The sequence below is a fragment of the Alphaproteobacteria bacterium genome (genome assembly GCA_040218575.1).
Classification (GTDB): Bacteria; Pseudomonadota; Alphaproteobacteria; order JAVJRE01; family JAVJRE01; genus JAVJRE01.
Genome location: JAVJRE010000001.1, coordinates 170,552 through 183,843, shown reverse-complemented (window position 1 = coordinate 183,843; position 13,292 = coordinate 170,552). Strand labels below are relative to the sequence as shown.

Below are 13,292 nucleotides of genomic sequence, written 5' to 3'. Positions count from 1 at the left end.
TGAGTTCGATCTCGAACCCGTCCTCTACAGGACGCAGGTCAGGGGCCATGTCACGGTTCTGGGACATCAAGACGCTGCAAAAATTCGCTTCCGTTCATGCCTCAATCCACAACCCCTTCAACCTTGAACGCCATCTGATTCGCCGCGAAACTTTCAAGAGGAGTCGCGTAAAGCAGCAGTAGTTGAGTGGTGCCAGCTGGTCGCCTCACGCTGCCAGATCTTACAAAATCGGAGACCAGTTCATTTCAGACGGACAGCACTCTAGGAGAGCCCACTGGTCAACCGAAGACCGTTGGTCTGACAATTCCGCGCTTTCCGTCACCCGTGCTACGTCGAGGCGGTAAGCTTCGGCAGTAGCTAGGCCGTCGCCAAGCTGCCGTTGGCAGCTGGTGCAATATTGTCTGCACCGCTCGGAGCTAGGACCCGGCCGGCCGGCAGAACGACAGTGACCGTTGTCCCTTCACCAAGTGCGCTTTCAATCGTGACCGCCGCTTCATGCTGGTCGAGGATGCCCTTTACGATACTCAATCCCAAACCGGCACCCTCATGGCTACGCGAGAAAGCAGAGTCCACCTGCGTGAATGGCTTCAGGATAATGTTTAAGTGCTCCGCTGCGATTCCGCATCCGGTGTCGGTAATCCGGATTGCCAGGTCGCCAGTTGACCGAACGTCCGCCGACAGGCGGACCTTTCCGCCATCCGATGTAAACTTCACCCCGTTCGACAGGATGTTGATCAGAACCCGCTTGAAAGCCGCCCTGTCGACAACAATATCCGGCAATGCCGACAAATCATCTATCTCGAGCGCCACATGTGCCTCATGCGCTTTCGATTGAATCATCCGCTCTGCCGCCGCCACAAGAGAGGATAGGTCGCCCGACTCATCGTTCAGGACAAATAGCCCCGCCTCGATCTTCGACAGGTCGAGTATTTCATTAATGAGTTCAAGAAGGTGCGCGCCGCTGTTGTGAATGTCGACCGTATATTCGCGATAGGAATCGGCGCCAAGTGGTCCGAACACTTCCTTCTGCATGAGTTCAGAGAAGCCAAGGATGGCATTGAGCGGTGTTCGCAACTCGTGGCTCATATTAGCAAGGAATTCTGATTTTGTTTGGTTTGCCCGCTCCGCATCATCTCGAGCCGCCAGCACTTCGGCTTCCCGTGATTTCAGCGGCGTAATGTCAGCGAAGATAGCGGCGATCCGGTCGCGGTCCGCGGGGGCGACGGTGACCAGATACCAGGTTCCGTCTGCCAACGGCATTTCGAACCTGTCTTGCCCGCGACGGAACGCAGCTTTACGCATGTCGAGCCATATCTCAAGTTCATCGTCATGTATCGCCAAACGTTTTAGGGAGCCAAGCTTGCTGAGCATCAACCCGTAGTTGTTCTCCGTTGAGGTGCTCCTTTCGGCAGTACCAAAGACCGTCTGCCACATCTTGTTCGACAGCGTCAACGCGCCGGAGCGCTCGAACAAGGCAAACCCGCCTTCTAGGGTATTGATTGCGGTGCGCAGGCGGCGATCAGCTTCACGAATTTCTTGCTCCGCCTTGATGCGCTCGCTCACATCGCGAACTGTCACGATTGAAACATGCTCGTCACGAAGGTTCATCGTTCCAATACTGACTTCCACATCAAAACGTCGTCCGACGGCGGAACGTCCAATACCCGGCCGTAGGGAGCCGTGCCGACCGAATACCTTTGGCTGCGGCAGGCGATCAGCGTCCTGCAAGTCATCGGGCCCTTCAGACAGTTCGACAACCTCGCCAATTCCGCACCCGAGTAAGGCAGAGGCAGGTTGATCAAACATGGCCTCCGCCGCCACATTCGCGGAGCGAATGCGGTCGTTGTTATCAATTGTCAAGATCGCGTCCGAGCTGTTGTCTACGATCAGGCGCATATAGCCAGACCGCTTCAATAGTGCCAGGTTCTGCATGATGACGCGTATATCCAGAGCATCGATACGCCGAAACAGAACCGCAATGAACCCCAAGACAAGCGACAATGACGGGGCTGCCGCACCAAACTGTAATGAGGTCATGAGACCGGTCAGGACGGCAACGCCAAGTACGCTTGCGACGGCAGTCGTTGTCAGCAACGCGCCGACGCGCCAACTGAAGACCTGAAGAACGAGGACACTGACGAGGACAAGGCCGAGCGACGTAGTCAGCACCATGCTTGTAGGTGCGGGGCGGAGCATACGGTCCTGGACAATGGATTCCGCTGCTAGGGCCTGAACGACTACACCGGGAAGTGATTGCCAGACCGGAACCGGTAGCATATCACCGAGTTCGACAGCAATTGCCCCGACAATGACGGATTTTCCATCGACCTGTTCGGCGTTTACCGCCCCGTTCAGCAAATCGACATACGAGACATAGGGCAGCGAGCTTGGCCGGATGCCATAGTCAATCGAAAAAGTGTCTATGTCGTTGTGGGCGGCCGACTGCGGAGCGAGAAGCCGCAACATCGTTGGAAGGCGCTGATCGACTATTTCTGCGGATGTCGCTGCGCTGCGAACCAGCCCGTCTCCGCTTTGGATTACGTTGACCGACGCCAGCCTTGCGCCAGCCTGCAACTCAGGCAGCGGTGCTGTGACATAGATCCCGTATTCTGCGTCAGGTCCGGTACCTGACTGCAGAAACACCGGTAGTACGACGGTCGGTCCGGCAGCTTGAACTGATCGGGCGAGGGCGCCATCCGCCTCCGGCGTGGAGCGGGATGAAAAGTCGATGTCTAGGGCGATTGTCCGAGCGCCTAGGTCAACCAGACGATCCAAGACTTCAGCATGGGTGTTGCGTCGCCAGGGCCAGACACCAATTTCCTGGAGACTGCGCGGATCGATTCCGATAACAACGATATCGCCCGACGCCGTTCGGTCGCTCAGTCCAAATCGAAGGTCACTGACCGCGTTGTCCAGCGGATTGAGCCACCCGGAGAACACCAGGCCCGTGATGATGGTCGCCAGGGCTAACCAGGTCTTGGCAAGGCCCCTGAACGACCGACGACTCCCGGATGCACCATGATTATCGGCGACAGTGTGGCTCGTCGAGAATGGCGCGAACGCGCCTGGAAATCGGACGCCACTTGACGTGCGGTTAGTCTGATCTATGCCCGTGTCCATGGCGATACTGCCTATTGGCCGTTCAGATCGGCGAGGCTGCTGGGGGCAGTATGCCGCCCTTCAGTCCCGGAAGACTCGCGCAGACTAGGCGATAGAAAAATCAGATTTCATTAACGGCACTGGGCAGGCGTACTACCAGAATTGCTAGTACCTAGCCTTTCTTGCCGCCGGAATTGCCGTTGCCGCCCGAGCTGGCATTGCCGCCGGAATTGCCGTTGCTGCCGGAGTTGCCGTTGCTGCCCGAGCTGGCATTGCCGCCCGAGCTGGCATTGCCGCCGGAGTTACCGTTGCTACCGGAGTTACCGTTGCCGCCGGAATTGCCGTTGCTACCGGAATTGCCGTTGCTACCGGAGTTACCGTTACTACCGGAGTTACCGTTGCTACCGGAGTTACCGTTGCCGCCGGAGTTACCGTTGCCGCCGGAGTTACCGTTGCCGCCGGAGTTACCGTTGCCGCCGGAATTGCCATTGCTTTCGCTGGTGGACTCTTCATCGTCATCTGTCGTAGCCGCCAACGCCACACTACCGGAGGTGCTCCCGGACTGAGAGCGGATGACCTCCACTTCGTTGGCGCCGGCGTGCACACGCGCCACAAATCCGGCCGTCACATCGACGGAGTGCTCTCTGGCATTGATGGGATTCACACCCACGACGCCCTCGGTAACCTCGACCGAACCGCCATCGTCAGTGACCGAGACCCGGAACTGCGTCCCTTTCACGACGGCAACAAGATGTGGGGACCCAACTCGAAAGCGGCCTGACGACCGCTTGCCGACTTCGAAGAATGCGCTGCCCACGGTCTGCCGGATATCAGTCTGCGAATCCTGGCTCGACATCGGCATAAAGACGGTCTCGCTATCTCCAGACACCGTCACCCGATCCTCGCCGCGAACAAGAACGGCCCGACCGTCAGATGCTGTCCGTATACTCACGGACTGTACCGCGTCGCCTACAAGCAGAGGGCGCCGCTGCGAATCACTGCTGGTCTGGACAGTCACAGTTCCCGAAACTTCGGCGACCGTCCAAAGATCCTGGGCCAAACTCGGCGAGCTCGTCAGCGCCAGGCTCACCAGAAGCAGCCCCACGCACCAACGCGTTACGCGCACTAATGCACCAGGTCGGTTTTCGGCTGGGACATTCTTCTTGAATTGGGCTGACGTACACATGGTTCGCCACATTTGCTGGGGTTTTGTGAACTAAGAGGCCATACAATCCTGCCCCGTCAGCGCAAATAGTACCCATAATCAGATTTAATCAAAGAAGTTTCGTTTCCAATTTGCTTTGTATTTGTCTGTATTCTTAATTTTATTTGACTAGTATTTGAGAAAAATTTGCAGAAAATTTTATCAATCCGTCCTTTGCCTCGCGGGCCGTCGATCATAAGGGTGAGCTGCTGGAGGTCTTTGCCTCCAAGCGCCGGGATCGCCAGGCGGTTCTTGCGTTTTTCAAGCGGTTTGTGAAGCGGTATGACCAGCCCAAGACCATCGCGATTGACCGTCTTAGATCCTACGGGCAGTGTTGAAGATGATCGACTGTCCGGAGTGCTAAGAATTGGGTGGCTAGCTTAAGAGCAGAGCTGAAAACTTGCGCTAGATGCTGATTTCATAACAGTTCGGTATAGGTTGGTGCGTGCCCACGCCTTGACCATCTGGACAAAAGCGACAATGCGCGGATCGCGGTCTTCGCCGACTGGCCTTTCGGTGGACTGCGAATCGGTCGGTGGCGATGCACCGGTCATTTCAAATGCCGCCCTATTTGTCGCGCCGAACGACGCTGCCCTCTATGACCGGGCCGCCGCCCGGCGGCGGCGCTCCCGGCGCCCTGCGGTCCCCGCCGCCGCTCTCCGGCCCGTCCACCGCCGGCCAGCGGACAAAGGCAAAAACCCACACGCCGACCACGCCCAGCGGCGGCACCAGCGTCAACAACGCCCACCAGCCGCTTAGTCCTGCTTTTTGCAGAATGCGCACACCGATCCACAGCGCCAGCGCGAAAAGCGCCAGCCCCAGCAAACCCGCGAAGAGACCTTCGATCATGGCACACTGTCCCTGCGCTCTGCCGGCCAGTCGGCGAAAGCCAGAAGCAGCATGAGAATCAGCAGCCCCAGCCCCGGCAACAGCAGAAGCAACGTCAGCCACGGCGAAAAGCCGGCCCGCTGCAAAATGCGCCAGACCGGATAGAACAGTATGAGAAGCCCAAGAAACGGTCCCACTCCCAGATCCATCATGTGACAGCCTCCCTTCTGCGTCCTACGCCGCCGGTCGCCGCGCCCGCTCCGACAGGGTGCGCAACTGGCCGCAGGCGGCCAGAATATCGCGACCGCGCGGCTGGCGCACCGGCGCCGACAGGCCCGCCTCCGACACAATGTCGGCAAAGCGGCGGATGGTGTTCGGCGTGGAGCAGGTGAAGTCGCTGCCCGGCCACTCGTTGAACGGAATCAGATTGACCTTGGCCGGAATGTCCTTCAGCAGCCGCACCAACGCCCGCGCTTCGGCCAGCCCGTCGTTCACGCCCCGCAGCATGACATATTCAAAGATCATACGCCGTGCATTGCTCAGGCCCGGATAGGCGCGGCACGCCGCCAGCAATTCAGCGATCGGATACTTGCGGTTCAATGGCACCAGCCGGTCGCGCACATCGTCACTCACCGCGTGCAGCGACACCGCCAGGGTCACCCCCAGCTCCGCACCGCAACGGCGGATCATCGGCACCACGCCGGCGGTGGATAGCGTAATGCGCCGGCGCGACAGGCCGAACCCCTCGCCGTCCATGGCAATACGCAGCGCTGTCGCCACCGCGTCATAGTTCAGCAGCGGCTCGCCCATGCCCATCATCACCAGCGTCGCCACCCGCCTGAGCGGCCGCACCCGGCGCGGCCGCGGACCGGTGAGCCCGAACGGCGTCCAGTCGCCCAGCGCGTCGCGCGCATGGGCCGCCTGGCCGATGATCTCGGCCGCGCTCAGATTGCGCACCAGCGCCTGGGTGCCGGTGTGGCAGAAACGACAGTTGAGGGTGCAGCCCACCTGGCTGGACAGGCACAGCGCACCGCGCGTCAGGGCGGCGGCATTGCCGGCCACGCCGGTCGCCGCCGCAACGTCATACGGGCCCTCGTCCGGTATGTGCACGGTTTCGACCGCCGCGCCGCGCGCCAGGTCGAACAGCCACTTGCGCGTGCCGTCGTCCGACTGGCGATCTACCGCCACCGCCGGCCGGCGAAGCACGAAGCGACCGGCCAGACGACGACGCAGCGCCGCCGGCAGGCGCGGGTCATCCATATCACGAAAGCCGTGCCGCCAGATGGCCCGCCACAGCACGGCCGCGCCGGAGGCAGTGATGCCGGCGCTGGCCAGGGCGTCGCCGAACGCGGCGCGGTCCAGCCCGCCCAACTCACACAAATCATCCATCGGCCGCGGCTCACGCTGCACGGCGCCGGCTGTCACCGCGCTGGCCGACACAACAATTCTTCTAGCCCCGGCAGGCGTCGATGGTGGCGCGGGTCGCCGCCGTGAAGCCGGACAGGGAGTAGGTGTCGGTGGTGTCGGTGCCGCGCGCGGAGCGGCCGCGCACGACCATGCGGCTGCCGGCCTGCATGGCGGCGATCATGGCTGCATCGTCGTCGTCGCTGCGGGTCCAGGCGGTCTCTTTCGTGCGGTCGTCGCGAAACAACTGAAACGAGCGGCCGTCAATCTCCACCGTGACGTCACGGCCTTCCTCCAGCGGATAGCCCATCTCGATCCGCACCTGGCCGCCGATGCTCTCGCTCGGGATGTAGGTCACCACCACATAGATATCGCCGCGCCGCACATTGTCCGGCAGGGTCTGGCCGGGCTCGCCATAGGTCAGACAGGCGCGCAGGCCCTGCCGCTCCTCCAGCACCACCCAGTCCGTGTGGCGGCTGACGATCTCCGGTGCGGCAATCGCCGGCGCCAGGCTCGCCAGGCCAAGCATCAATGCCGCCAGTGCGCCGGCGAATACGGTGCGAAAGAGTATGGCTCGACTGTCCGTCATGTGTCTCATTCCCTTGGGCCCTTGAGTCTGTAGTCCACTGTGTCCGTAGTCCACCGAACCCCGTCCTTATACCCTATCCGTCGCCCGGCCGGTCGCCCCGAAATACCGGCTGGCCGAACACATGGTCCGGCACCGGTTCGGCCGGCCCGCCGGCCACCACCGGCCGCCGCGCGAAGCGGCCCAGGCTGTAGAGCCGGTCATACAGGACGATGGCGCCGGCCACCGCCAGATTGACCGAGAAGCGCATGGGAATGCGCACCACATGATCGGCCGCCGCCAGGGTCGCCGGGCTCAGGCCATAGCGTTCGCTACCCAGCACATAGGCTGCCTGCCGGGGATGGCGAAAACTTGGCAGGTCAATGGCCTCGTCCGCCAGTTCCACCGCCACCAGGCGACAGCCGCGCGGCAGGGCCATGTCATGGGCGCCGGCCCAGCCATAGGTCGGTACGCTGGCCGGCGTGTCGGCGGTGTCGCTGGCCCGCACATCACGCGGCAGGTCCGCCCCCAGGGTAAAGACGAAGCTGGCGCCGAAGGCATTGGCCACCCGCAAGACACTGCCGAGATTGACCGGCTTGCTGATTCCCTCGACGCCGAGGCCGAAGTAGCCCCGCAACCGCCCGTCCGGCTTTCGCCCGTCCGGCATCATCCCGGCCTTGTCGTCCGCAGCATTCATGGCCGCAGAGGTTGCACCGGCGGCGAGCGCGAGACAAGTTGTCGCCATGAGTGAGTCTCATCACGCTACGCCCGGAGCCAGTCCGCTGCTGGTGGACCCGCTGCTGGTGGAGGTCAGCCGCGGCCCGGCGGTGGAGAGCGCTCATCGCGTGGCGCTGGCGGTGGTGGACACCGACGGCCGCGTCCTCCTCGCCGCCGGCGACTATGAGCGGCCGGTCTATCCCCGTTCCGCCATCAAGCCCTTGCAGGCCATTCCTCTGGTGGAAAGCGGCGCGGCGGACAGCGCCGGGCGCGAGCCGGCGGACATCGCTCTCGCCTGCGCCTCCCATGCAGGCATGGCCATGCACACCACGCGGGCCGGGCGCTGGCTGGTCGACCTTGGCCTGTCGCCGGACGATCTGGTCTGCCATGCCCACTGGCCGAACGACGAGGCGACGGCGCACGCCCTGGTCCGTGCCGGTGCGGCCCCCAGCCGTCTGCACAACAATTGCTCGGGCAAGCACACCGCCATGCTGGCAACCGCCCGCCATCTGGGCGAGGCCGTCGCCGGCTATGACCGGCCCGGCCACCCGGTGCAGCAGCGCATCCTCGGCCTGCTGGAACAGATGGGCGGGCACGATCTGGAAGGGGCCGCGCGCGCCATCGACGGCTGCGGCCTGCCGGTCATCGCCATGCCGCTGGGGGCCATGGCCCTGGCCTGGGCCCGCTTCGCCGACCCGGCCGGGCTAGCGGACAGGCGCGCCACGGCCATTGGTCGTATCCACCGCGCCATGGCTGACCATGGCGACCTGCTGGCCGGCCCCGGCCGCTTCGATAGCGTGCTCAACAGCGTGTGTGGTGGTGCTGTCCTGACCAAGGGCGGGGCCGAGGGCGTGGCCTGCGCGGCCATTGCGCCGACCGTCAATACGCCGGGCCTCGGCATCGCCCTCAAGGTGGCGGACGGCGCCGGCCGCGCCGCGCCGGTTGCCCTCATGGCGGTGCTGGATCGTCTGGCGGTCCTCAGCGATCAGGCATCGACGGCGCTGCAGCCGTGGCGCACGACGCCCCTGACCAACTGGGCCGGCGTCGTCGTCGGCGAAATCCGGCCCGTGGCCAAGCCGGCGTTCTGACGCCGGCAGGTTGTTTTGTCAGCCCGCCGGCAACCCCGTCCTAGATCAATACCTCCGCGGCCATCAGCGCCGTATGCGGTGCCGTCGCCGGCGCGTCCCATCGCTCGCCGGCCATGATCGGTACATTCAGCCGGTTGGCGTCCGGCGCCAGCGGGCACACCCACAGGTCCGACCACACGCACGACGGGTTATAGGCGAAGTTGAAGTCAAACACCGTCCGCCCGTCATCATCGCGGCCAAGATCGGCACTCTTGATGGTATCCAGCAGATAACGGCCGCCGCCATAGGTGTGCTGCCCGGCGCTGGCGTCGCGGAACGGCAAGAAGACGCCGCCGCCATAACCGCCGATCCAGTACAACGTCAGCTCCCGGCCAAGCCGCCCGGCAAGTCCCTGGCTGCGGGCAAAGGGCGTCAGGCGCACAACCCCGTCCTGACCGGCGTCGATGCGCTCTTCACGACCGTCGGCGATGGTCTCCAGCGTCGCCGTCAGTCGCCATGCGGGGTCATAAGGGAAGTAGGTAAGACCGGCGAAGACGCGCCGTTGCGCCGCCGGCACCGGCGATTGGGCATGGCCGGCAAACAGCCGGTCCCTGACCGCCCGCCAGTGCAGCCAGGCGGCGCGTCCTTCCTCGTGGCGGGCCAGCGCCCGCACCTCGTGATAGAGGTCCGCCACCTGACGGCGATAGTCCCAAAGCCCGCTCACCGCGCCCTCGCCGGGCGTGCCCTCGCCAGGCGCGCCCTCGCCGGGGCGCGCCTCCAGCCCCATCGGTGAACCCGAATCCGGTCCCATGGCCTGTTCTCCCTGCCCAAACTGGAATTATCACGAATGGATCGTGTGGCTGAAAATGTCTTGCCTTTTGGCGGATGACAAACGAGTCTTTCTGCACCTCATCATTAGTTTTTCTTGCCACAACCCAGCCCCTGCCATGAGCCGCGACCTGCTTCCCCTTAACGCCCTGCGCGCCTTCGAGGCGGCCGGTCGCCATCTCAGCTTCACCCGCGCCGCCAGGGAGCTGGGCGTCACCCAGGCCGCCGTCAGCCACCAGGTGAAGGGGCTGGAGGATCGCCTCGGCGTCAGCCTATTCACCCGCACCAACCGCGCCCTGGTGCTGACCGAGGCGGGCGACAATTTTCTGCCGGTGCTGTCCGCCGCCTTCGATTCGATCGATGCGGGGCTGCGCCGCATCGGCCGCGAAAGCCGCCAGGACATTCTCACGGTCACGGCCATGCCGAGCTTCACCGTGCGCTGGCTGATTCCCCGTCTCTATATGTTTCGCGAGAAGCATCCGGGCATCGACGTGCGCATCTCGACCGAGGACCGCCCCGCGGACTTCGTTAATGAAGATTTCGATCTGGGAATCCGTTACGGCCCTGGCGGCTGGCCCGGGCTGGAGGCGGTGCCCTTCCTGACGGAGGACATCTTCCCAGTGTGCAGCCCGTCACTGCTCAAGGGCCGCCACGCGCTCAGGCGACCGTCGGACCTGCGCCACCACCAACTGGTCCATGACAATTTCTCCATCACCTGGCGCATGTGGCTGATGGCCGCCGGCATCGGCGATCTGGACTATATGCGGGGACCGAGCTTCACCGACTCTTCCATGGCTCTGGAATATGCCGCCGAAGGCCGCGGCGTGGCGCTGGGCCGTACCCACATCGTTCGCGCCGAACTGGAATCCGGTCGCCTGGTCAAGCCGTTCGACATCTCCATGCCGACCAATTTCCGCTACTACATCATCTATCCGCCGGCCAATGCCGCCCTGCCCAGGGTGCAGGCCTTCCGTGACTGGCTGCTGGAGGCGGCCCGGGCGGAGGAACAGGATCTGGCCGCGGCCGAAGCCGGTAGCGCGGTCAATGCCGCCTAGGCGCCCCACAAACGCGCCGTGTAAAGGCGCGACCTAAAGCGCCGTGTAAAGGCGCGACCCAAAGCCCCCCTAGAGAGAGCGCCCTAAAGCCTGGCCAGGGCCGGCGCCAGCCGGTCCATAGCCTGGTTCAGGCGGTCGGGCGCATTGGCGAAGCAGATTCTCAAATGCCCTTCGCCGCCGGCGCCGAAAGCCACGCCGGGGGCCAGGCCGACCCCGGTCTCCGTCAGCAGGCTCTTGGCCGCCGCCAGGCTGTCGGTCAACCCGTCCACCTTAAGGAACGCATAGAGGGCCGCCTGCGGCCGGGCCAGGGTGATTCGGTTCATACCGTGCAGACGGTCATGGACGATGTCGCGACCCACGCGGCAATGGTCGCGCATGCGTTCGGCGAACCCTTCGCCGGCCTCGACCGCGGCCAGCGCCCCGTATTGCAGAAAGGTCGCCGTGCCGCTGCTGTTGTACTGGACTACATCGGCCAGCAGTTTCTCCAGGGACGGTGGCGCCACCATCCAGCCCATGCGCCAGCCGGTCATCGCCCATGTCTTGGAAAAGGTGTTGACGACGATCAGGCGATCCTCGTCATCGGCGATCTCCAGGAATGACGGCGCCACCGGCCGGTCATAGATCATCCGCGCATAGACCTCGTCGGCGATCAGCCACAGGCCGCGCGCGCGGCAGAAGTCAAGCACCGCCTGCTGCTGGTCATGCTCCATGATCCAGCCCGTGGGATTGCCCGGCGTCGCGATATAGAGCGCCCGGGTGCGCGGGCCGACGGCGGCGAACAGCCGGTCCAGGTCCAGCGACCAGCCGTCGGAATGCTGCACCATCGGGACTTCGCTGTATTCGGCCCCCAGGATGCGACACACGCCAAAGGCGTTGGGCCACAGCGGCGTGACGATGACCATGTGGTCGCCGGCCGACAGCACCGTTTGCAGCGCCATCATGATGGCGCTCATGCCGCCGGAGGCGACCGTGATGCGGCGGCTGTCAAAATCGCGTCCATAAAGCCCGGCCATATAGGTGGCCAGCGCCTGGCGCAGCGGCGGAATACCGTTCTGGTGGGTGTAGTGGGTCTCGCCGCGGGCCAGCGCCGCCATGGCCGCGTCCTTGGCCACGTCCGGCGTGTCCAGGTCCGACTCGCCGAACCACAGCGCAATGACGTCCGGCGCATCGCGCGCCATCTCCACCACCTGGACGATCAGCTGCTTTTCCAGCATCGCCATCTGCCGCGACACATGGTCGAGCGCCGTGCCGGAAGGCGTGGCGGGAACAAAACGCTGATCGGAACGAGCCATGGTCAAAACACCGCGGGCGACGGGAAGGGGCTGCCGGCCGTCTTTAGCCCGAAGCCCCGCCCGGCGCCAGCCCTGCGACCTGACGACGCCCGGCCGTCGCCGGCGGCGGACGTCATAGCCATCCCTGGGCTATGGTGAAAATCCGCCGCTGCGCCGTTGCGGCAAACCCCTGCCGCTTCCCGGCTGCTTGTGTGCCTCTGCCGTCGGCACCCAGGTGCCGCCGCTCTACCGGAACCGTTCCATGGCCCTGTTGCCTGCCCCCGCCCACCGCCTGTGGCATCGCCTGTCGCGCCCGACCCAGGCCGCCCTGCTGGTCACGTCGGGGGTTTTCTTCTTCGCCCTGATGACCGGCCTGGCGCGTCATGCCTCAAGCGAACTGCATCCGTTTCAGGTGACTTTCTTCCGGGCCATCTTTGGCGCGCTGTTCCTCGCCCCCTGGCTGATCCGCGCCGGCCTGTCCCGCGCCCGCACAAAGCGCCTGCCACTGCACCTGCTGCGTGGCGCAATCGGCGCCACCGCTATGATCCTGTGGTTTACCGCCGTCTCGCTGCTGCCTATCGCCGAAGCCACCGCGCTCAGTTTCACAGCCCCGCTCTATGCCACCCTGCTGGCCCCCTTCATGCTCGGCGAACGCGTCGGCATCCGCCGCCTTGGCGCCACGCTGGTGGGCTTCGCCGGCGCCCTGGTTATCCTGCGGCCCGGACTCTCCGCCTTCGATCCCAACGCCTTGATCGTCGTTGTCGGCGCGGCACTGGTCGGCATAGAGATCATGCTCATCAAGAAACTCGCCCGCACCGACTCCCCCGACGCCATTGTCCTCTATCTGGTTCTGGTGATGATCCCGGTGAGCTTCGTCATGGCCCTCACCCAGTGGCAGTGGCCGAGCTGGTCCATGCTAGGCGTCACCCTGGCCATCGGCTTCTGCGCTACCTCCGCCCACCAGCTCATGACCCGTGGTTTCGCCCGTGGTGACGCCTCCTTCGTGGTCATGTTCCACTACACCATGCTGCCCATGACCGCGGTGATCGGCTGGTTTGCCTTTGGTCAGGCCACCGATCTGCTGACCTGGGTGGGGGCCGCCATCATCGCCCTGGCCGCCATCTACATCGCCCGCCGTGAATCCCGCGCCGCCACCGTCGCCCGGAAACCGCAGGCGGCTGGCGAATAGTCCGCCATGATCCGGCTTTACAGACGGCCCCGCCCGGGCCGATAGAAGAGACATGATCCCGGATC

Annotated in this window: 12 protein-coding genes; 3 read left to right on the top strand and 9 right to left on the bottom strand. The window is 64.1% G+C overall.

Annotated elements, in window-relative coordinates; genetic code table 11:
* Positions 1 to 357: 357 nt before the first annotated feature.
* The 7 genes from RIE31_00860 to RIE31_00830 all read right to left on the bottom strand — a co-directional run bounded on the left by RIE31_00860 (position 358) and on the right by RIE31_00830 (position 7,845).
* Positions 358 to 3,120 (bottom strand): CHASE2 domain-containing protein, encoded by a 2,763-nt coding sequence (locus RIE31_00860; GenBank protein MEQ8639153.1) that lies wholly within the window; start codon positions 3,118 to 3,120, stop codon positions 358 to 360.
* 151 nt (positions 3,121 to 3,271) lie between these two features.
* Positions 3,272 to 4,285: a FecR domain-containing protein gene (locus RIE31_00855; protein MEQ8639152.1), complete on the bottom strand. Its 1,014-nt coding sequence runs from the start codon at positions 4,283 to 4,285 to the stop codon at positions 3,272 to 3,274.
* A gap of 585 nt (positions 4,286 to 4,870) precedes the next feature.
* The gene (locus RIE31_00850; protein ID MEQ8639151.1) at positions 4,871 to 5,152 is read right to left on the bottom strand and encodes a hypothetical protein; all 282 of its coding nucleotides are present in this window, start codon (positions 5,150 to 5,152) and stop codon (positions 4,871 to 4,873) included.
* Positions 5,149 to 5,343: a hypothetical protein gene (locus RIE31_00845; protein MEQ8639150.1), complete on the bottom strand. Its 195-nt coding sequence runs from the start codon at positions 5,341 to 5,343 to the stop codon at positions 5,149 to 5,151. The genes RIE31_00850 and RIE31_00845 overlap by 4 nt, the downstream gene beginning before the upstream one ends.
* 22 nt (positions 5,344 to 5,365) lie before the next feature.
* Positions 5,366 to 6,520 carry a 23S rRNA (adenine(2503)-C(2))-methyltransferase RlmN gene (gene rlmN / locus RIE31_00840; GenBank protein MEQ8639149.1) on the bottom strand — a complete coding sequence of 385 codons (1,155 nt, stop codon included), beginning with the start codon at positions 6,518 to 6,520 and terminating at the stop codon, positions 5,366 to 5,368.
* A gap of 61 nt (positions 6,521 to 6,581) precedes the next feature.
* Entirely contained in the window at positions 6,582 to 7,124 is a 543-nt protein-coding gene (locus RIE31_00835) for an invasion associated locus B family protein (protein MEQ8639148.1), read from the bottom strand.
* 73 nt (positions 7,125 to 7,197) lie between these two features.
* Positions 7,198 to 7,845 carry a TrmH family RNA methyltransferase gene (locus tag RIE31_00830; protein ID MEQ8639147.1) on the bottom strand — a complete coding sequence of 216 codons (648 nt, stop codon included), beginning with the start codon at positions 7,843 to 7,845 and terminating at the stop codon, positions 7,198 to 7,200.
* Between RIE31_00830 and RIE31_00825 the strand changes: the two genes are divergently transcribed.
* Positions 7,844 to 8,905 (top strand): asparaginase, encoded by a 1,062-nt coding sequence (locus tag RIE31_00825; protein ID MEQ8639146.1) that lies wholly within the window; start codon positions 7,844 to 7,846, stop codon positions 8,903 to 8,905. The two genes, RIE31_00830 and RIE31_00825, sit on opposite strands and share 2 nt — an antisense overlap.
* A gap of 40 nt (positions 8,906 to 8,945) precedes the next feature.
* Here the strand turns inward: RIE31_00825 and RIE31_00820 are convergent, their stop codons facing one another.
* A complete protein-coding gene (locus RIE31_00820) occupies positions 8,946 to 9,695 on the bottom strand; it encodes a DUF1684 domain-containing protein (GenBank protein MEQ8639145.1) in 750 nt (249 codons plus the stop codon).
* 136 nt (positions 9,696 to 9,831) lie between these two features.
* On the opposite strand from RIE31_00820, the gene RIE31_00815 reads away from it, so the two are divergent.
* On the top strand, positions 9,832 to 10,767 hold the full coding sequence (locus RIE31_00815; protein ID MEQ8639144.1) for a transcriptional regulator GcvA: 936 nt from the start codon (positions 9,832 to 9,834) through the stop codon (positions 10,765 to 10,767).
* 83 nt (positions 10,768 to 10,850) lie between these two features.
* On the opposite strand, the gene RIE31_00810 is transcribed toward RIE31_00815, so the two are convergent.
* Positions 10,851 to 12,059: a pyridoxal phosphate-dependent aminotransferase gene (locus tag RIE31_00810; protein ID MEQ8639143.1), complete on the bottom strand. Its 1,209-nt coding sequence runs from the start codon at positions 12,057 to 12,059 to the stop codon at positions 10,851 to 10,853.
* 241 nt (positions 12,060 to 12,300) lie between these two features.
* On the opposite strand from RIE31_00810, the gene RIE31_00805 reads away from it, so the two are divergent.
* Positions 12,301 to 13,227, top strand: coding sequence for a DMT family transporter (locus RIE31_00805; GenBank protein ID MEQ8639142.1), 927 nt, complete (start codon positions 12,301 to 12,303; stop codon positions 13,225 to 13,227).
* Positions 13,228 to 13,292 lie beyond the last annotated feature (65 nt).